Genomic DNA, 20175 nt, shown 5'->3' with positions numbered 1-20175 from the left:
CCTATGAACCTGATCGAAATCCGCGACCTCAGCGTCGCGTTCAGTGGCCAGACCGTGGTGCGCAACCTGTGCCTGGACGTACGCCCCGGCGAGTGTTTGGCACTGGTGGGCGAGTCGGGCTCGGGCAAGTCGGTGACGGCCCACTCGATCCTGCAACTGCTGCCCGAGGCCGGTACTCAAACCACCGGTTCCATCAAGTACCGTGGCCAGGAACTGGTCGGCGCTTCAGCCGCCACCTTGCAGAAGCTGCGTGGCAACCGCATTGCCATGATCTTCCAGGAGCCGATGACCTCGCTCAACCCGTTGCACAGCATCGAAAAGCAGATCGGCGAAACCCTGCTGCTGCACAAGGGCCTGGGCGGCAAGGCGGCGCAGGCGCGCATCCTGGAACTGCTCGAACTGGTGGGCATCCAGAAGCCCCAGGAACGCCTCAAGGCTTATCCGCACCAGCTCTCCGGTGGTCAGCGCCAACGGGTGATGATCGCCATGGCCCTGGCCTGCGAACCGGAACTGCTGATCGCCGACGAACCCACCACCGCGCTGGACGTGACGGTACAGCGCAAGATCCTGCTGCTGCTCAAGTCCCTGCAACAACGCCTGGGCATGTCCCTGCTGCTGATCAGCCACGACCTCAACCTGGTGCGCAGCATTGCCCAGCGCGTGTGTGTGATGCGTGCCGGTGAAATCGTCGAGCAGGCCGACTGCCAGACACTGTTCAACGCGCCGCAGCACCCCTACAGCCGCCTGCTGCTGGATGCAGAGCCGGCCGGCGATGCGCTGTGCAGCGATGCACGCGAGACGGTATTGCAGGTGGATGACCTGACCGTGCAATTCCCCCTCGGCGGTGGTTTGTTCCGGCGCAAGACTTACTTGCGGGCAGTGGATGGCATCAGCCTGAGCGTGCAGCGCGGCAAGACCCTGGGGATTGTCGGCGAGTCCGGCTCGGGCAAGTCCACCCTGGGCCAGGCGATTTTGCGGCTTCTTGATTCCACGGGCAGCATCCGCTTCCAGGGTGAAGCCCTCGACCCGCTGAACCATAAGCAGATGCGCCCATGGCGCAAGCAGATGCAGGTGGTGTTCCAGGACCCCTACGGCAGCCTCAGCCCGCGCATGACCGTGGAGCAGATCATCAGCGAAGGCCTGGAGGTGCACGCACCGTGCAGCCTGGCCGACCGCGATGCACAGGTGGTGCAGGTGCTCAAGGACGTGGGCCTCGATCCCGCCAGCCGCCATCGCTACCCCCATGAGTTCTCCGGTGGTCAGCGCCAACGCATCGCCATCGCCCGCGCCCTGGTGCTCAAGCCGGCGCTGATGTTGCTCGACGAACCGACCTCGGCCCTCGACCGCACCGTGCAGAAACAAGTGGTGGCGCTACTGCGTGAGTTGCAGGAGAAATACGGCCTGACCTACCTGTTTATCAGCCACGACCTGGCCGTGGTGCGTGCCATGGCCCATGACATGATCGTGATCAAGGATGGCAAGGTGGTGGAGGCCGGCGCGAGCCACCAGGTGTTTGATGCACCGCAGCATCCTTACACCCAAGAGCTGCTGGCAGCGGCGTGCGGGCTGTCGTCATGAGTACCAGCCTCACGGATTACCAACAGGTTCGCGGCCTGGCTATCCAGTCGCTGTTCGAGATCATCGAGCAGTCCAGCGAAGGCACGGTGATTGTCGACCGCGACGCCAATATCGTGTGGATGAACGAGCGCTACGCCAAGCGCTTTGGCCTCAAGAGCGCCGACGAGGCCATCGGCCAGCCGTGCGAGCAGGTGATCTCCAACAGCCTGCTGCGCCAGGTGGTACGCAATGACCAGCCCATATTGCTGGACATCCAGGACACGCCCAAGGGCCCGTTGGTGGTGATGCGCTTGCCGATCCACAACGACGCCGGTGCGGTGATCGGTGCGATCGGCTTTGCCTTGTTTGATGAACTGCGCAACCTGTCGCCACTGATTGAGCGCTACCTGAGCATGCAGCAAGAACTGGCGTCGACGCGCTCCTTGCTGCGCTCGCGGCAGAGCAAATACAACTTCGCGCATTTTATCGGCACCAGCGCCGCCAGCCTCGAAGTGAAACGCCGGGCGCGGCGCAGTGCCAGCGCCGAATCGCCCGTGTTGCTGCTGGGCGAAACCGGTACCGGCAAGGAGCTGCTGGCCCAGGCGATTCATGGCGCGTCCAGCCGTGCGCACAAGGCCTTTGTCAGCATCAACAGCGCGGCGATTCCCGCTGACCTGCTGGAAGCCGAGTTCTTCGGCACCGCACCGGGCGCGTTTACCGGCGCCGACCGCAAGGGCCGCCCCGGCAAGTTCCAGATCGCCCAGGGCGGCACGCTGTTCCTCGACGAAATCGGTGACATGCCCCTGCCCTTGCAAAGCAAACTGCTGCGCGTGTTGCAGGAAAAGGAATTCGAGCCGGTGGGTTCCAATGAGATGCTGCACAGCGATGTGCGGGTGATCGCCGCCACCTCCATGGACCTGGAGGCGGCGATCAAGCGCGGCGAGTTCCGCGCGGACTTGTATTACCGGCTGAATGTGCTGCCAATCCAGGTGCCGCCGTTGCGTGAGCGGCTGGAGGATATTCCGGCGTTGAGCGAGGCGATCCTGGAGGAACTGCGCAGCCAGCATGAACTGGACCGCGAGGCCCTGGCACTGCTGGCGCAGCATGCGTGGCCGGGGAACATCCGTGAGTTGCGCAATGTGCTGGAACGGGCGGCGTTGCTCAGTGATGACCTGGTGTTGAATGCCGGGGAGATTCGGGCGGCGATTGGCACCTTTACCCCCGTGGAGCGTGGGAGTGCCGTCGCGACAGTCGAGGGCGAAAGCTTCAGTGCGGCGCGGGAGCGGTTTGATCGGCAGATCATCGCGGCGGCATTGAGCGCGTGCGAGGGAAATGTGGTGGAAGCGGCCAAGCGGTTGGGGCTTGGGCGGTCGACGCTGTACAAGAAGATGGTGGCGTTGGGTATCAACTGATCTCCAAACAGAGACACAAATTTCAATACAGAGACTAGCTAATGTGGGAGGGGGCTTGCCCCCGATGGCGTTGCTTCAGCTGGCTATTAGTTGGCTGACACACTGCCATCGGGGGCAAGCCCCCTCCCACATTTGTTTGTCACTTGTCTCAAGTTAGAGACAACATTCAGAGAAGCACACCAAATACAGAAAATTACTGTTTAATTTCAACAAGTTAAGAACATGGCACATATCTCGCTATAGCCCTCTCCTAAATCAACACCCCACAACAATAACAATCCGATGGAGACACACCATGAGTGTGATCATTGCCCTGGCAGCCCTGGCGCTGCTGATGCTGGCGGCCTACCGTGGCTATAGCGTTATCCTGTTTGCCCCCATCGCCGCTCTCGGCGCTGTCCTGCTCACCGACCCGTCCGCCGTCGCCCCTGCCTTTACCGGGGTGTTCATGGAGAAGATGGTCGGCTTTATCAAGCTGTATTTCCCGGTGTTCCTGCTCGGTGCAGTGTTCGGCAAGCTGATCGAGCTGTCGGGCTTCTCGCGCTCGATTGTGGCGGCGGCCATTCGTTTGCTCGGCACGCGCCAGGCGATGCTGGTGATCGTGCTGGTCTGCGCCCTGCTCACCTACGGCGGCGTATCGCTGTTCGTGGTGGTGTTTGCGGTGTATCCGTTTGCAGCGGAGATGTTCCGCCAAAGCAATATTCCCAAGCGCCTGATCCCGGCCACCATCGCCCTCGGTGCGTTTTCGTTCACCATGGACGCCTTGCCCGGCACCCCGCAGATCCAGAACATCATCCCCAGCACCTTCTTCAACACCACCGCCTGGGCCGCGCCGTGGCTGGGTTTGATCGGCACGATCTTCGTGTTCTGCGCCGGCATGCTCTACCTGGCACGCCAGCGCAACAAGGCGCAGCGTGCCGGTGAAGGCTATGGCACGGAGCTGCGCAACGAGCCGGAAACCGCCGAGAACCTGACCCTGCCCAATCCCTGGATCGCGCTGTCGCCACTGATCCTGGTCGGCGTGATGAACCTGTTGTTCACCCACTGGATCCCGCAGTGGTACGGCAAGACCCACAGCCTCAGCCTGCCCGGCATGAGTGCGCCGGTGACCACCGAAATCGCCAAGCTCACCGCGATCTGGGCGGTACAGGCGGCGTTGCTGGTGGGGATCATCGTGGTGCTGGTGTTCGGCTTCTCGGCGATCAAGAGCAAGCTGGCCGAAGGTAGCAAAAGCGCGGTCAGCGGTGCGCTGCTGGCGGCGATGAACACCGCCTCTGAATATGGCTTTGGCGCGGTGATCGCCTCGCTGCCGGGCTTCCTGGTGCTGGCCGACTGGCTCAAGGGCATTCCCAACCCGCTGGTCAATGAAGCGATCACCGTGACCCTGCTGGCCGGTATCACCGGTTCCGCCTCGGGCGGCATGAGCATCGCCCTGGCGGCCATGTCCGAGAGCTTTATTTCGGCGGCCCATGCGGCCAATATCCCCCTTGAAGTGCTGCACCGCGTCGCGGCCATGGCCAGCGGCGGCATGGACACCCTGCCCCACAACGGCGCGGTGATCACGCTGCTGGCGGTCACCGGCCTGACCCACCGCGAAGCCTACAAGGACATTTTCGGCATCACGCTCATCAAGACCCTCGCGGTGTTCGTGGTGATCGGTACTTTCTACGCCACCGGCATTGTGTGAGGTTTCCATGACGACATTGAACGGCAAGACCGCCCTGGTCACCGGCTCCACCAGCGGTATCGGCCTGGGCATCGCCTTGAGCCTGGCCAAGGCCGGCGCCAACCTGATCCTCAATGGCTTCGGTGACGCCAGCGCGGTGATCGCCCAGGTGCGGGCGTTCGGCGGCAAGGTCGGCCATCATCCGGCCGACGTCAGCGACCCGGCGCAGATTGCCGACATGATCGCCTACGCCGAGCGTGAATTCGGCGGCGTCGACATCCTGGTCAACAACGCCGGCATCCAGCATGTGGCGGCGGTGGAAGACTTCCCGGCCGAACGCTGGGACTCGATCATCGCGATCAACCTGTCCTCGGTGTTCCACAGCACACGCTTGAGCCTGCCGGGGATGAAGGCCAAGGGCTGGGGGCGTATTGTCAATATTGCCTCGGTGCATGGCCTGGTCGGGTCGGTGGGCAAGGCCGCGTATGTGGCGGCCAAGCATGGCGTGATCGGGTTGACCAAGGTGGTCGGCCTGGAGACCGCCACCAGCAATGTCACCTGCAACGCCATCTGCCCCGGCTGGGTGCTGACGCCGCTGGTGCAGAAGCAGATCGATGATCGCGCCGCCAGTGGTATCGACCCGCAGCAGGCGCAGCACGACCTGCTGGCGGAGAAGCAACCGTCGCTGGCGTTTGTGACACCGCCGCAGTTGGGTGAACTGGTGCTGTTTTTGTGCAGCGAAGCCGGTGCCCAGGTGCGCGGTGCGGCATGGAATATCGACGGCGGCTGGCTGGCCCAGTAACAGCGGACACTGGCGTTCAAAATGTGGGAGGGGGCTTGCCCCCGATAGCGGTGGGTCAGTCACCCCATGTATCAACTGGCACTCCCTCATCGGGGGCAAGCCCCCTCCCACATTTGAACTGTATTGTGTGGAAGACCTAGATAAGAACAAGAGACCTTGCTGATGCCCGACATCCTCTGGCAACCCTCCCCGGAACGCATCGCCAACACGCGCATGGACCAGTTCCGGCGCTACATCAACCAGCGCTACAGCCTGCAGCTTGGCGACTACCCGGCGCTGCACCAGTGGAGCATCGACCAGCGCGCGGATTTCTGGCGGGCGATCGTGGACTATTTCGACGTGCAATTTCGCAGCCCGCCCACCGCGGTGCTGATCGAAGACGCCGAAATGCCCAGCGCCCGTTGGTTTCCCGGTGCGACGCTGAATTTTGCCGAACACCTGCTGCGCCGACGTGACGCTCACACCGCCGTCGTGGCTGTCGCAGAAGACGGCCAACGCGAACAACTGACCTACGCCGAACTGGCCGCCCACGTCGCCGGCCTGCAACGCAGCCTGCGCGCTGCCGGCGTGACCCAGGGTGACCGCGTCGCGGCGTGTATGCCCAACACCTGGCAAACTTTGGTGGGCATGCTCGCCACCACCAGCCTGGGCGCGATCTGGTCCTGCTCGTCGCCGGACTTCGGCACCCAGGGCGTGATCGACCGTTTTGGCCAGATCGAGCCCAAGGTACTGATCACCTGCGCCGGCTACCGCTATGCCGGCAAGGATATCGACCAGACCGCCAAGCTCAATGAAATCCTCGCGCGCCTGCCGTCCCTGGAGCAGTTGATCATCGTGCCGTATGCGCGCCCCCAGGCCAGGATCGAGGACTATCAGACCCACGCCAGCGTCTGGCTGTGGCCGGACTTCTACCAACCCGGCGGCGAGCCTGACTTCGTCGCGGTGCCGTTCGACCATCCGCTGTACATCCTCTACTCCAGCGGCACCACCGGCGTGCCCAAGTGCATCATCCATGGCACCGGCGGCGTATTGCTCACCCACCTCAAGGAACACGGCCTGCATGCCGACCTGTCCCGCGAGGACTGCCTGTTCTACTACACCACCTGCGGCTGGATGATGTGGAACTGGCTGGTGTCGGTGCTGGCCATCGGCGCCACGGCGGTGCTGTATGACGGCTCACCGTTTCACCCCGGCCCCGAGCGTTTGATCGACCTGATCGATGCGGAACACATCAGCGTGTTCGGCACCAGCCCCAAGTTTCTCGCCACCCTGGAAAAAGCCGGCCTGCAACCGCGCCTCAGCCATGACCTGGGCAGCCTCAAAGGGCTGATCTCGACCGGCTCGCCGCTGTCGCCGCAGAGCTATGACTACGTGTACCGCGAAATCAAGGCCGAGCTGTGCCTGTCGTCCATGTCCGGCGGCACCGATATCGTCTCCTGCTTTGTGATCGGCAACCCGGTGCTGCCGGTGCGGCGCGGTGAAATGCAGTGCAAGAGCCTGGCGATGGCCATCGAAGTGTGGGACGACCAGGGCCGGCCGCTGGTCGGTGAAAAAGGCGAGCTGGTGTGCACCCGGCATTTCCCGGCCATGCCCATCGGGCTATGGAAGGATCCGGAGCGCAAGAAACTGCTCGCTTCGTATTTCAGCCAGTTTCCCGGCGTCTGGGCCCAAGGGGACTACGCCGAACAGCGCCCCAACGGCAGCCTGCTGATCCACGGGCGTTCCGACGCGGTACTTAACCCGGGCGGCGTGCGGATCGGCACCGCGGAGATCTATCGCCAGGTGGAAAAAATCCCCCAGGTGCTGGAAAGCCTGGCCATCGGCCAACGCTGGCAGGACGACGTGCGCGTGGTGCTGTTCGTGCGCCTCAATGACGGTATCGAACTGGACGAGGCCCTGGAACAGCAGATCCGCCAGGTGATCCGTGCCAACACCACACCGCGCCATGTGCCGGCCAAGATCCTCGCTGTCACTGATATCCCCCGCACCATCAGCGGCAAGATCGTCGAATTGGCAGTGCGTAATGTGGTGCACGGCGAGCCGGTGAAGAACACCGACGCCCTGGCCAACCCGCAGGCGCTTGATCAGTTCCGCGATCGCCCGGAACTGGCGCAGGGATGAAAGGTTTCAGCGCTGACGCAGTCATTTGAAGACAAACCCCCAATGCATGCTATTTTTCGGGGGTAGTCACTCATTGCCGACTGACGGGATAATGGGTGTTGTCATTTTTCAAAGCGTTACGCTCAGGGCTTTTTCATGATTGGAACATCCACCGGCAGCGAAGCCGCCGCATTGATTGCGCGGCTGGACTGGGCGCAAAGCCCTCTCGGTGAGGCCGGTGATTGGCCGCAAAGCCTGCGCACGGCGGTCGATATCGTGGTGCACTCGCCGATGCCGATGCTCCTGCTGTGGGGCAACCAGCTCACGCAGCTCTACAACGACGGGTTCGCCCAACTCGCGGGCAATAAACACCCTGGGGCCATGGGCCAGCCGGCGCACCAGACCTGGCCGGAGCTGGAAGGCTTTACCGGGCCGATCTACGACGCCGTGCTCAGCGGCCAGGTGCGTACCTTCAGCGAGCAGCGCTTCGTACTGCAACGCCACAATCGCGATACTGAAATCTGGCTGGACCTCACCTACAGCCCGGTCCGCGATGAAAGCGGCAGCGTTGCCGGCATCCTGGTCACCGCCATCGAAACCAATGAACGGCGCAAGGCCCAGCACAACACCGAACAGCGCCTGCAACTGGCATTGGCGGCCACCGACGCGGTCGGCACCTGGGACTGGGATATCGGCGAAGACCGTTTTATCGCTGACACGCACTTCGCCTACCTGCATGGTGTCGATCCCGACGATGCAAGCCGTTTGCCGATCAGCGACTACCTGCAAGGCGTGCACCCGGAAGACCGTGGCATGGTGGCGCGCAGCATCAAGCACTGCATCACCTTCGGCACCGAGTACGCCGAGGAATACCGCCTGCTGCAAGCCGATGGCCAAGTGCGCTGGGTATTCGCCCGCGGGCGCTGCTACAAGGATCATCAAGGCCGCCCCGCGCGTTTCCTGGGTGCTGCGCTGGACCTGACCGAGCGCAAACACACCGAGCAGGCCTTGCGCCAAAGCCAGAGCGAGCTGCAGCTGATCATCAACGCCATGCCGGTGTTGATCGGTTATGTCGACCACGAGCAGCGGTTCCGCCTGAACAACAGCGCTTACCTGGACTGGTACGGCATGACGCCCCAGGAGCTGTACGGCAAGACCATCCGCGAAGTGCTCGGCGACGAGGTGTATGCCGGGCGTGTAGACAAGATCGAGGCCGCACTCAAGGGCAAGGCCTGCAGCTTCATGACCATCACGCCACACCAGGACGGTCGACCACGCCACGCCCTGATGAAGTACCTGCCACGCTTCAGCAATGACGGTTCGGTGAAGGGTTTCTACATCTTTGTGATCGATGAAACCGAACGCAAGCTCACCGAAGAAGCCCTGCGCCACCTCAATGAAAACCTCGAGGAACGCGTGGCCCAGCGCACCCAGGCGCTGGCCGAGGCCAACCAGCGCCTGCAAAACGAAATGTTCGAACGCGAACGCGCCGAAGATGCGCTGCGCCACGCCCAGAAGATGGAAGCGGTGGGCCAGCTCACCGGCGGTATCGCCCACGACTTCAACAATATGCTCACCGGCATCATCGGCAGCCTGGACCTGATGCAGCGCTACATCGCTGCCGGGCGCAGTGACGAGATCGGCCGTTTTACCGATGCCGCCGTATCCTCCGCCCACCGTGCGGCCGCCCTCACCCACCGCTTGCTGGCGTTCTCGCGGCGCCAGTCCCTGGACCGTCGCCCGCTGGACCCGAACCAGTTGGTGGCGTCCCTGGAAGAGTTGTTCCGCCGCACCAAGGGCGCGCACATCAGCCTCAAGGTGCAGCTCGGCCATGACATCTGGCCGGTGAACACCGACGCCAGCCAACTGGAAAACGCCCTGCTCAACCTGGTGATCAACGCCCGCGACGCGATGCCCGACGGCGGTGAACTGCTGATCGAAACCGCCAACAGTTACCTGGACGGCACCGACATCACCACCCTGGAACCGGTCAAGGCCGGCGACTACGTGATGCTTGGCGTGTGCGACAACGGCACCGGCATGGCGCCGAAGATTCTGGCCAAGGCGTTCGACCCGTTCTTCACCACCAAACCCATCGGCCAGGGCACGGGCCTGGGGCTGTCGATGATCTACGGCTTTGCCCAGCAGTCCGGCGGGCATGTGACGATCCAGAGCGCGCCGGGCCAGGGCACCTGCGTGCGCCTGTATCTGCCGCGCCTGCATGGCACCTCCCTGGAAAGCGACCTGCCTGCCAGCCTCGGTGAAGCCCCGGTAGCCCTGGCCGGTGAAGCCGTGGTCGTGGTCGAAGATGACCCGGCAGTGCGCATGCTGGTGGTCAATGTGCTCGACGAACTGGGCTACACGGCGCACCAGGCAGGCGACGCCCGGGCTGCACTGCCACTGCTGGAGTCGGACCTGCGTGTGGATCTGCTGGTGACTGACGTTGGCCTGCCGGGCATGAATGGCCGGCAGCTTGCGGAAATCGCCCGCCAGCACCGGCCGGGGCTGAAGGTACTGTTCATGACCGGTTACGCGGAAAAAGCCGCCGAGCGCCAGGGCTTCCTCGAAGACGGCATGGACATGGTGGCCAAGCCGTTTTCCATCGACCTGCTGGCGACAAAAATCCGCAGCATGATCAACGCCGACGAATGAGTTCAGGCATAATCGCGCGCCGTCGCACACCTGGTAGAGATCAATGAAAGCCCAAGCCCGTCATATCCTGGTGAAAACCAGCGAAGAAGCCGAACAGCTCAAACAGCGCATCGCCAAGGGCGAGGCGTTTGATGTACTGGCCAAGAAGTACTCCACTTGCCCCTCGGGCAAACGTGGCGGCGACCTGGGCGAAGTGCGGCCCGGGCAAATGGTGGGGGCGATTGATGCGGTGATCTTCAAGAAACCGGTGAAGGTGGTTCACGGGCCGATCAAGAGCAAGTTCGGGTATCACTTGGTGCAAGTGTTTTACCGGGATTGATGGGTTGGCTGCAGACCGCTATCGGGGGCAAGCCCCCTCCCACATTTGAATAGGTTCACAAATCAAACTGTGGGAGGGGGCTTGCCCCCGATCCGCCGCAGGCGGCCATTCACCCCCGGGGAATCAGCGCCCCCGGCACCTGGATAACCCGACTGGCCAACCGATGCCCGGCCAATGCAGCCTGCTCCGGCGAGCTTCCCTTGAGCCGCCCGGCCAGGTACGCCGCACTGAACGAATCCCCCGCCGCTGTCGTGTCCACCACCTTTTCCACCTTGATCGCCGGCACGCAAAAGCGCTCGCCGTTGCAGCGTATCAGGCACGCATCCGCGCCACGCTTGAGCACCACCTCTTCAATCTCCGGATACGCCGCGAACACCTGCTCGCTGTCGGCATAGCCAAACAGCGCACGCTCGTCGTCCTCGGTGAGCAAGGCAATATCCACTTCGGCCAGGACACGCCCATACGCAGCACGCGCCGCCTCGACACTGGCCCACAATCGCGGCCGGTAGTTGTTGTCGAACACCACCTTGCCTGCGCGTCGGCGGGTTTCGATCAGGGTTTGCAGCAAGCGCTCGCGACCGACTTCACCCAGCACTGCCAGGGTGATACCGCTGAAATACACCACGTCATAGTCCGGCAACGCGGCCAGGATCGGCTCCGCCGCCGGCGTGGTGAAACAGTCGCGCACGGCGGCTTCGTTGCGCCAATACAGGAATTTGCGCTCGCCGTTGGCGTCGGTCTGGATGCAATACAAGCCTGGCAAACGTCCAGCCAGGCGCTGGACCCTCCCCAGGCCGAGGCCTTCCTCCGTCCATTGCCGGCACATGGCATCGCTGAAACTGTCATCGCCCAGGGCGGTGACGTAGTCGACACTGCCGGTATCGCCCAGCTCGCGGCGCAGGTACACCGCCGTGTTCAGGGTATCGCCGCCGAAGCTCTGGTGCAGGCTGCCGTCGGCACGGTGTTGCAGTTCGATCATGCATTCGCCGATCAGGGCGATGCGGGGTTGGGTGCTCATAGCGATAGTCTCGGGAGTGACTGATGGCCTCATCGGGGGCAAGCCCCCTCCCACATTTGAATAGGTTCACACATCAAACTGTGGGAGGGGGCTTGCCCCCGATGGGATCGACGCGGTCTAGAAGCAGGTAGGCAGAGACTCAATCACCTGCAACCGCTCATCCACCAGGCAACCGACCTGCCACTTGTCAAAGGTCAGGCACGGGTGCGAAGTGCCAAAGGCAATGATGTCACCAATACGCAGCTCAACCCCCGGCGCCACCGTCATGAACGCATGCTGGTCCATCACCGCGGTGACCTTGCACGCACTCACATCATCGCCTTCGGCTGGCAGGATACCGGCCTTGTAACGCTTGAGCGGCACCGGCAGGCCGGCATCATAGGCCACGTCGCGCTTGCCCAGGGCGATCACGGCAAAGCCCGGCTCGGGCAACGACTGCACATGAGCCCAGACTTCCAGGGCCGGGTGCAGGCCTTCATCGAGATCGCTGCGGCGGTCGAGCACGCAGCATTGCGCTTCTTTGTAGATGCCATGGTCATGGGCCACGTAGCTGCCGGGACGCAGCACACTGAGGAAGCGGCCGGCGGCGTTCTGTTCTTCGAACGACTCGGCGATCAGGTCGTACCAGGCCGAGCCCGACGCGGTGATGATGGGCTTGGGCAGGTCGAAAGAGCCGTTGTTCTGCAAATCCACCGCCAGGCGCACCAGGCTCGCGGCGAAATCGCGGATACCGCTGATGGCGTGCTCGCCGTGGATCACGCCCTCATAGCCTTCGATACCGGTAAGGGCCAGGGCCGGCTGGGCCTTGATCGCCTTGGCCAGTTCGCGCACTTCCTGCTCGCTGCGGCAACCGCAACGGCCGCCGACCACGCCGTACTCGATCATCACGTTCAGGCGCAGGCCACGGGCGGCGAAGAACAGCCCCAGGTCGGCGACGTTGTCCGGGTGATCGACCATGCAGTGGAAGTCGAAGTCCTTGTCGGCCAGCAGGTCAGCGATCAATGCCATGTTCGGCGCGCCCACCAGTTGGTTGGCCATCAGCACGCGGCGCACGCCACCGGCATACGCGGCGCGGGTCTGCACGGCGTTGGCCAGGGTGATGCCCCAGGCGCCTGCCTCGATCTGACGCTGGAACAGCGCCGGCATCATGCTGGTCTTGCCGTGGGGCGCGAGCTGCGCGCCGCTCTTGCTGACAAAGTCCTGCATCCAGCGGATGTTGTGTTCCAGCGCATCGCGGTGCAGCACCAGGGCCGGCAGGCTGACGTCGCGGACCAGATGGGCACCGACGGCGGCGGCGCCTTTTTCAACGGCATTGATGGCAGACATGAAATGCTCCTATTCGTTGATGCGACGGGCCAGGTTGTTGGCACTTTCGATCAACACCCGGCGATAGTCGTTGTAATTTTTGATCGCATCGGCGCGCGGAGCGACGATGCACAGGGTCGCAATGCTGATGCCTTGCGCGTCCCGCACCGGGGCGGCAAAGCAATGGGTAAAGGTGTCGGCCACACTGTCGAAGGAAAAGAAACCATCGAGGGTGGCCTGACGGATTTGTGCCAGGAAGGTATCCAGCGGCAAGCGCTGGCCATCCGGCAGGATAAAATCATCGTGATCGATCAGGTCGACGATCTGCTGGTCGCTCAAGTGCCCCAGCAACAGGCGCCCGGAAGCGGTCCAGGGGATCGGCGCGTTTTCGCCGATGTCCGAAGAAATACGAAAATGCCGCTCGCCCTCGCGCATCAGCGCCACCGTGTACTTGCGCCCGTTGAGCAGGCACATCTGCGCGGTTTCGTGGGTCTGGCTGACAATCTCCTGCAAGGCGTGGTCGGCCTCGCGGGTCAGGTCGAAATGCCGCAGGTGTGCCTGGCCCAGGAAATACAGCTGGCGGCCGAGGTAGACGTGACCGTCCTTGCCCACCGTTTCCAGGATGCGTCGCTCTAGCAGTGACGCGACCAATTCGTAGACGGTGGATTTGGGGCTGCCGATGCCGCTGGCAATATCATTCGGGCGCAGGGGCTGGCCGATTTCCTTGAGAAAATCGAGGATATCGAATGCCCGGTCCAGGCCTTTGGCGCGGCGTTTGATGGTGTCTTCGGTCATGGCAGCCTTCGATTCCTGTAAAAATGCTGTGATCTGCGCAGATCCTTGTGGGAGGGGGCTTGCCCCCGATAGCGGCGAGCCAGTGACCTGTGCTTGTGCTGACACACCTTCATCGGGGGCAAGCCCCCTCCCACATTGGATTTTCCGTGGTTTCAAGAATGGGGCATTTAGCCCTTTTTCTTGTAGGCCACGCAATCGATCTCCACCTTGCAGTCGACCATCATGTTCGCCTGCACACAGGCCCGCGCCGGGGCATGTTCCGGGGTGAAGTATTCGCCGAAGACTTTATTGAAACTCCAGAAGTCCCGCGGGTCCTCCAGCCATACCCCCACGCGGACCACATCTTTCAATTCGTAGCCAGCCTCTTCGAGGATCGCCACCACGTTGCGCATGGTCTGCCGGGTTTGCTCAATGATGCCGCCAGTGATGATTTCGCCATCCACCGCAGGCACCTGGCCCGAGACGTACAACCAACCGTCCGCTTCCACGGCGCGGGCGAAAGGACGGGGTTGGCCGCCGCCGGCAGTACTGCCGGCACCATAACGAGTAATGCTCATAACAACAGGCTCCTGATTAAAAACGAATGTTCTTGAGAAATTCCGCCAGGCGCGGCGATTGCGGGCGTTCGAAGATGTCCTTCGAGGAGCCCTGCTCTTCAATGCGGCCCTGGTTCATAAACACGATCTTGTCCGAGACTTCATAGGCAAAGCGCATTTCGTGGGTGACCAGCAGCATGGTCATACCCTCTTCCGCCAGGCCCTTGATCACGCTGAGGACTTCGCCCACCAGTTCCGGGTCGAGGGCCGAGGTGACTTCGTCGAACAGCATCAGGCTGGGGTTCATGGCAATCGCGCGGGCAATCGCCACACGTTGTTGCTGGCCGCCGGACAACTGGCCGGGAAAGTGGTTACGACGCTCCAGAAGTCCTACACGATCCAACCATTTTTCCGCGAGCGCCACCGCCTCGTCCTTAGGCATTTTCTTAACTTTCAATAAGCCCAGGGTGACGTTTTGCAACGCCGTCAAATGCGGGAACAGGTTGAACTGCTGGAATGCCATGCCGGTCATGGCCCGATGCTGGGCAATCACACGCTCGGGGTGACGCACGCGCTTGCCGGCAACCTCGCTGTAGCCGATGGACTCGCCATCCAGGGTGATCTGCCCGCCCTGGAACTCTTCCAGCAGGTTGACGCAACGCAACAGGGTGGTCTTGCCCGAGCCGCTGGAGCCGATCAGGGTCACCACGTTGCCGCGCTGCATCGACAGGTCGACGCCCTTGAGCACTTCCACCTGGCCGTACTGCTTGCGCAGGCCGCTAATGTTCAGCAGTGGTGGGTTGGTTTGAGGTTGGTTCATGGCAAGGCCACCCGCTTTTCAATGTAGCGCCCGAATAACTCGATGGCGTAGTTGATGACAAAGAACATAAAGCCTGCGAACAGGTAAAACTCCAGGGTCATGAAGGTGCGTGCGATCACTTGCTGAGTGCTCAACAACAACTCGGCCACGCCGATCACCGAGAGCAGGGTCGAGGCCTTGACGATTTCCGTGGAGGAGTTGACCCAGGTCGGCAGGATCTGGCGCAGCGCCTGGGGCAGCAACACATAACCCAGGGACTGATAGAACGTCAGGCCAATCGCCTTGCCCGCTTCCAGTTGCCCACGAGGAATAGCTTGCAGCGCACCGCGCACGATTTCCGAGACGTGGGAACCGCAGAACAGCGTCAACCCGACCGCACCGGCCTGGAACGCGGTGATCTGCCAACCGAGCGCCGGCAGCATGTAAAAGCACGCCAATACCAGCACAAACACCGGCGTGCCCCGGATCAGGTCGACGTACAGCCGGAACGGCGCACGCATCCAGAACTTGCCGTAGGTCAGGATCAACCCGGCGACGATGCCAATCAGGGTGCCAAAGATAATCGCCAATGCGGACACATAAACACTGGCCTGGAAGCCCGCCCAGAGGGTATCCCGGGCGATCCACAACTCATGCAGCCAGCTGGGGGATTCGTACATGGAAACCTCTCTTAACGACGGATCGCCAGACGCTGTTCCAGGTAACGGAGCAGCATGGCAATGAGGTAACAGGCGGCCACGTAGAGCGCGGTCGTGACCAGCCAGGTTTCAATCACCCGGTAGCTCTCGACGTTGATCTTGCGGGCGTAATAGGTCAGCTCCGGCACCGCGATGGCGGCGGCGAGCGAGGTGTCCTTGAAAAGCGAAATGAAGTTGTTCGACAGCGCGGGCAACACATTGCGCAGCATCACCGGCACGGTGATGTAGGCACGGATACGCCACTCGCCCAGACCGATGGCCAGCCCGGCTTCACGCAAGCCCTTGGGAATATTCAGCAGCCCGGCGCGGAATACTTCGGTCAGATAAGCCCCGGCGTACAACGACAAGGTGATGATGAACGACGGGATCTTGTCCAGGCGGATGCCCAGGCTGGGCAAGGCGAAGTAGATCAGCAGGATCAGCACGAGGATCGGCGTATTGCGGATCACCGTCACATACACCGAGGCCAGCACGCGCAGTGCCTTGTGTTTCGACAGCATGGCAAATGCCATCATCAGGCCGATCACGCAGCCGATCGCGATCGACAGCAGCGCCAGCTCGAGGCCCAGGCCGAGCCCCGCCAGCAAGCTGGGGAAGTCGCGCCATACGGCGGCAAAGTTCAACTGATAGTTCATGGTCAGCAGTACCTGATTGGGGCGCCGTCAGCGACGCCCCAGGTTTTCGATTTACTTGAACTCAACCGGGAAGCCGATCGCAGGTTCCGGCAGATCCACGCCGAACCATTGCTTGAACGAGGCCTTGTAGGTGGGGAACTCCACGCCGGTCATGGCTTCATGCAGCGCGGTGTTGACGAAGTTCAGCCAGTCCTGATCGCCACGCTTGACGGCGCACGCATAGGTTTGCGGGCTCCAGGCGTAAGCCGGGCTGCGGTAGCGGCCTGGGTTCTGCACCATCAGGTACTTGACCGAGGACTGGTCGGTGGCGGCGGCATCGGCGCGACCGGAGTTCACCGCCTGGTACATCAGGTCGACGCTGTCGTACTGGTCGACCTTGGCTTTGGGCAGCGCCTGGTGCACCAGTTCTTCGGCGTAGACGTTTTGCAGCACCGCTACGGTGACGCTGTCGCCGGCAGCCTGCAGGTCTTCGATCTCTTTGTACTTGCTGTTGTTGGGCAGCAGCAGGCCCACGCCTTCGCGGTAATACGGCAGGGTGAAGGCCACCTGCTGGGCGCGGCTGGCGGTGACGGTGATGAACTGGCAACTCATGTCGACCTTGTCGGTCAGCAGGTTGGGAATCCGCGCATCAGAGGACTGCACCACGAACTCGACCTTGCTCGGGTCGTTGAACAAGCCTTTGGCCACGATGCGGCCGATGTCGATATCAAAACCCTGCAACTTGCCATCCGCTCCCTGGAAGTGCCACGGCGCATTGGTACTGCCTGTACCCACGATCAGATGCCCACGCTTGAGCACATCATCGAGCTTGCTGTCCGCCGCCTGCACTACGCTTGCGAGGGAAGCCGATGCGGCGAAGAGAAAAACACACGCTTTGAATACGGAAGGTCGGTGATGCATGACAAGCACTCCAGGAGTTGTGTATTCCGCTATACCGGAACTTAGTATGTAACAACGGAATAGACAGCAGAAAGTGTGCCACACGCGGCAACGGAAAAACACGACCTTAATAAATCTGTTTTAGATCAAATAGATAAAAGATGATTCGTGACAAAGCGCTTACCAACACTTGAAATCACTTTGCTACGCAAAGCCCCACACCGCGGTGACAGGCCCCACTGGCGTGCGACATAGCGGCGTTACCGCGCACCGTTGCAGTGCGCCGGTTGCGTGGAAAATTCCCCGCGCTGGGCTAGCCTTGGCACATTCATTCCGACAAGGACTCCACCCCGATGACCTTCCGCCTCACCCTGGTTTTGCTGTCCTTTCTGGTGGCCGGCAGCGCTTCGGCCAGCAACGACCGACGCGAATGCAAGGCCGAACTGCGCAAGCTCAACGAAGCCTTGAGCACCAATTACACAAGCCAGAACCACCACGGCTACCGTCAGGCGAAGACCTCAAGGGACAATCTGGAATACAAGAAATGCGCAAGCCAGGCGCGCAAAGCCCGCGAACGCCTGGAGCGCGACAGGGACCTGTGAAGGTTGACAGTAGACGACCGACGCCCCCCCGGCTTAGCGTGAGCCAGGCCTGGAGGGGAATATCGATGAGCTATGTGAATGCCGTGATTGCAGACAAAGCTGCGTTTGAGCGTGAACTGGACACCCCGAAATCCGTATTTGTGGTTTTCATGTCACATGAATGCACGGCTTGCACTGATGCGATGCCGCGTTTCATGCGCATCAGCGAGCACTACAAGGAGCAGGTCAAAATCTTGATTCTTGATTGTATGGACACGCCTCGACACCCAAGGGTCGACCGTATCCCGATGCTGTTGATCTACCGCAATCAGGTACTGCTCGAAGCCCTTCCCGGCCTTGGCGAGCAAGCGCTGCGACGCGCCTTCGAGCAATACAGCCAACTACCCGCCGTTACGCCTGGTGCATAGGCACCAGGCAAACCTGCGTCACCCGCCGCTCTTCCACCGCCGCCACCGTCAGGCGCCAGCCCTCATGTTCCAGGCTATCGCCCACCACTGGCAGGCGGTCGAGCAGGCTCATGACCAGACCGGCCAGGGTCTGGTAGTCCTCGGTCGCCGTCGCCTTGAAACCGGTACGCTGGCGGACCAGGTTGAGGTTCAAGGCACCATTGGCGCGAAAGCCATCGCCTTCCTCGACGATATCCGGCCCCTCGATTTCGCTGGCATCCGGCAACTCACCGGCAATGGACTCGAGAATGTCGGTCATGCTCAACACGCCCATAAAGTCACCGAATTCGTTGATCACGAACGCAATGTGCGTGGATTCCTGACGCATCTGCTCCAGCGCATTGAGGACCGAAAAGCTGTCGAGCAAGTTGATCGCCCGACGCGCCAGGTGCTCCAGGTTCGGCTCGTTGCCGGCCAGATACTCCTTGAGCAATTCCTTCTTGTGCACGAAGCCCAGCGGCTCATCGACGGCGCCATTGCGGATCAACGGCAGTCGCGAATAGGACGAGTGCATCAGTTTCAGACGGATACTGTCGGGATCGTCCGCCAGATCGATGCAATCGACCTTGGCCCGCGGCGTCATCAGCGTGCGGATCGGTCGCTCGGCCAGTTGCAGCACGCCGCTGATCATCACGCGCTCACGTCGATCAAACAGCGGGCCTTGGGTGGCATCCGGCTCGCCGAGCAGGTCGGCCACCTCTTCACCCACCTCCTCCACCGCCAGGCTGCGACCGCCGAGCAAACGCATCACCGCATGAGCGGTACGCTCGCGCACTGGCAACACGCCTTGCGCCGACTTCTTGCGGCGTGAACGGGCGATCTGGTTGAACACTTCGATCAGGATCGAGAAGCCGATGGCGGCGTACAGGTAACCCTTGGGAATATGGAACCCCAGGCCTTCGGCGGTCAGGGCGAAACCGATCATCATCAGGAAGCCCAGGCACAGCATGATCACCGTCGGGTGCGCGTTGACGAAGCGTGTCAGCGGCTTGCTCGCCACGATCATCAGGCCGATGGACACGATCACCGCGATCATCATCACCGCCAGTTCGTCCACCATGCCCACGGCGGTAATCACCGCATCCAGGGAGAACACCGCGTCGAGCACCACGATCTGCGCCACGATCGGCCAGAACATCGCGTAGGCCACATTGCCTGTGCGCTGGGCCACATGCCCCTCGAGGCGTTCATGCAATTCCATGGTGGCCTTGAACAGCAGGAACACACCACCAAACAGCATGATCAGGTCGCGGCCGGAGAAGCTCTTGTCGAACACCTCGAACAACGGCTGGGTGAGGGTCACCAACCAGGAAATACTCGCCAACAGGCCCAGGCGCATCAGCAACGCCAGGGACAGGCCGATCAAGCGCGCACGGTCACGCTGCTCCGGCGGCAGCTTGTCCGCCAGGATCGCGATAAACACCAGGTTGTCGATGCCCAGTACCAGTTCCAGCACAATCAAGGTCAACAGGCCGAGCCAGGCCGTTGGATCCGCTAACCATTCCATTTATTGAGTCTCTTCAGTCATCGATTTTCAGAATGCCGGGCACGGCAGAGTGCGGTCAGTGGACCGGTAAAAGGTTAGCAGTCGGAATACGGGGTGCTTCAGCGGGAACAACGACAGAGGATGTCTTGGGGAAAGACGACTGGGAGGCTCCGAGAGGGTGTTCATGCAAATCCTGCAATGACAAAAGGACTTGAATCGTACAGTCGAAAGGGAAAATCCCCACAACCCAAAACTATTACAAGATCTGTAAAACCTTCGAAACCAGTTCGATCATTTGATCATTGCGTGAAATTATTATCAGCATAAATACCTACTTGTCTTTGGTGCGAAGCCCTAAAAACCAATAAATCAGCCTATTTCTGAGTTTTATACGAAAGCATTTGACTGATCAGATTTTCATTTGATAAACATATGATCAGCACAAGG

General features: G+C 61.6%; 18 protein-coding genes. 9 read left to right on the top strand and 9 right to left on the bottom strand.

Going from position 1 to position 20175, the window contains the following annotated elements; genetic code table 11:
* Positions 1 to 3: 3 nt before the first annotated feature.
* The 7 genes from K5K89_RS13990 (at position 4) to K5K89_RS13960 (ending at position 10508) form a co-directional block, all read left to right on the top strand.
* A complete protein-coding gene (locus K5K89_RS13990; RefSeq protein ID WP_222541643.1) occupies positions 4 to 1578 on the top strand; it encodes an ABC transporter ATP-binding protein in 1575 nt (524 codons plus the stop codon).
* Complete coding sequence (locus tag K5K89_RS13985; RefSeq protein WP_071487998.1) at positions 1575 to 2969, top strand: sigma-54 interaction domain-containing protein; 1395 nt, start codon at positions 1575 to 1577, stop codon at positions 2967 to 2969. The genes K5K89_RS13990 and K5K89_RS13985 overlap by 4 nt, the downstream gene beginning before the upstream one ends.
* 295 nt (positions 2970 to 3264) lie before the next feature.
* On the top strand, positions 3265 to 4656 hold the full coding sequence (locus tag K5K89_RS13980) for a GntP family permease (protein ID WP_092244328.1): 1392 nt from the start codon (positions 3265 to 3267) through the stop codon (positions 4654 to 4656).
* A 7-nt stretch (positions 4657 to 4663) separates the two neighbouring features.
* Entirely contained in the window at positions 4664 to 5437 is a 774-nt protein-coding gene (gene hbdH / locus K5K89_RS13975) for a 3-hydroxybutyrate dehydrogenase (RefSeq protein ID WP_222541642.1), read from the top strand.
* Between the two features lie 162 nt (positions 5438 to 5599).
* Entirely contained in the window at positions 5600 to 7558 is a 1959-nt protein-coding gene (locus K5K89_RS13970; RefSeq protein WP_222541641.1) for an acetoacetate--CoA ligase, read from the top strand.
* 135 nt (positions 7559 to 7693) lie between these two features.
* Positions 7694 to 10189, top strand: coding sequence for a PAS domain-containing protein (locus tag K5K89_RS13965; protein ID WP_071488002.1), 2496 nt, complete (start codon positions 7694 to 7696; stop codon positions 10187 to 10189).
* Between the two features lie 43 nt (positions 10190 to 10232).
* A complete protein-coding gene (locus K5K89_RS13960) occupies positions 10233 to 10508 on the top strand; it encodes a peptidylprolyl isomerase (protein WP_003174397.1) in 276 nt (91 codons plus the stop codon).
* Between the two features lie 109 nt (positions 10509 to 10617).
* Here the strand turns inward: K5K89_RS13960 and K5K89_RS13955 are convergent, their stop codons facing one another.
* The 8 genes from K5K89_RS13955 to K5K89_RS13920 all read right to left on the bottom strand — a co-directional run bounded on the left by K5K89_RS13955 (position 10618) and on the right by K5K89_RS13920 (position 17215).
* Positions 10618 to 11526, bottom strand: a complete 909-nt coding sequence (locus K5K89_RS13955) for a sugar kinase (protein WP_222541640.1) — start codon at positions 11524 to 11526, stop codon at positions 10618 to 10620.
* A gap of 117 nt (positions 11527 to 11643) precedes the next feature.
* Complete coding sequence (locus tag K5K89_RS13950; RefSeq protein ID WP_222541639.1) at positions 11644 to 12852, bottom strand: amino acid deaminase; 1209 nt, start codon at positions 12850 to 12852, stop codon at positions 11644 to 11646.
* A 9-nt stretch (positions 12853 to 12861) separates the two neighbouring features.
* A complete protein-coding gene (locus K5K89_RS13945; RefSeq protein WP_058424172.1) occupies positions 12862 to 13626 on the bottom strand; it encodes an IclR family transcriptional regulator in 765 nt (254 codons plus the stop codon).
* 167 nt (positions 13627 to 13793) lie between these two features.
* Positions 13794 to 14183, bottom strand: a complete 390-nt coding sequence (locus K5K89_RS13940; RefSeq protein ID WP_010210958.1) for a RidA family protein — start codon at positions 14181 to 14183, stop codon at positions 13794 to 13796.
* A 16-nt stretch (positions 14184 to 14199) separates the two neighbouring features.
* Entirely contained in the window at positions 14200 to 14982 is a 783-nt protein-coding gene (locus tag K5K89_RS13935; protein WP_222541638.1) for an amino acid ABC transporter ATP-binding protein, read from the bottom strand.
* The gene (locus K5K89_RS13930; protein WP_016976586.1) at positions 14979 to 15641 is read right to left on the bottom strand and encodes an amino acid ABC transporter permease; all 663 of its coding nucleotides are present in this window, start codon (positions 15639 to 15641) and stop codon (positions 14979 to 14981) included. Before K5K89_RS13930 ends, K5K89_RS13935 begins: the two co-directional genes overlap by 4 nt.
* A gap of 11 nt (positions 15642 to 15652) precedes the next feature.
* On the bottom strand, positions 15653 to 16315 hold the full coding sequence (locus K5K89_RS13925; RefSeq protein ID WP_025857547.1) for an amino acid ABC transporter permease: 663 nt from the start codon (positions 16313 to 16315) through the stop codon (positions 15653 to 15655).
* A gap of 51 nt (positions 16316 to 16366) precedes the next feature.
* The gene (locus K5K89_RS13920) at positions 16367 to 17215 is read right to left on the bottom strand and encodes a transporter substrate-binding domain-containing protein (protein ID WP_071493089.1); all 849 of its coding nucleotides are present in this window, start codon (positions 17213 to 17215) and stop codon (positions 16367 to 16369) included.
* A 332-nt stretch (positions 17216 to 17547) separates the two neighbouring features.
* Here K5K89_RS13920 and K5K89_RS13915 point away from each other — a divergent pair, with 332 nt between their 5' ends.
* Together K5K89_RS13915 and K5K89_RS13910 are read left to right on the top strand one after the other, a co-directional pair.
* Positions 17548 to 17796, top strand: coding sequence for a hypothetical protein (locus tag K5K89_RS13915; protein WP_222541637.1), 249 nt, complete (start codon positions 17548 to 17550; stop codon positions 17794 to 17796).
* 65 nt (positions 17797 to 17861) lie between these two features.
* The gene (locus K5K89_RS13910; protein ID WP_222541636.1) at positions 17862 to 18203 is read left to right on the top strand and encodes a thioredoxin domain-containing protein; all 342 of its coding nucleotides are present in this window, start codon (positions 17862 to 17864) and stop codon (positions 18201 to 18203) included.
* Here K5K89_RS13910 and K5K89_RS13905 read toward each other — a convergent pair.
* Positions 18187 to 19749, bottom strand: coding sequence for a TerC family protein (locus K5K89_RS13905; RefSeq protein ID WP_222541635.1), 1563 nt, complete (start codon positions 19747 to 19749; stop codon positions 18187 to 18189). The two genes, K5K89_RS13910 and K5K89_RS13905, sit on opposite strands and share 17 nt — an antisense overlap.
* Positions 19750 to 20175: the final 426 nt, after the last annotated feature.

It is taken from the genome of Pseudomonas sp. DR208, from assembly GCF_019823005.1.
GTDB classification, from domain to species: Bacteria; Pseudomonadota; Gammaproteobacteria; order Pseudomonadales; family Pseudomonadaceae; genus Aquipseudomonas; species Aquipseudomonas extremorientalis.
The sequence above is the reverse complement of the archived record's forward strand: the minus strand, read 5'-3'. Positions and strand labels throughout refer to the sequence as shown.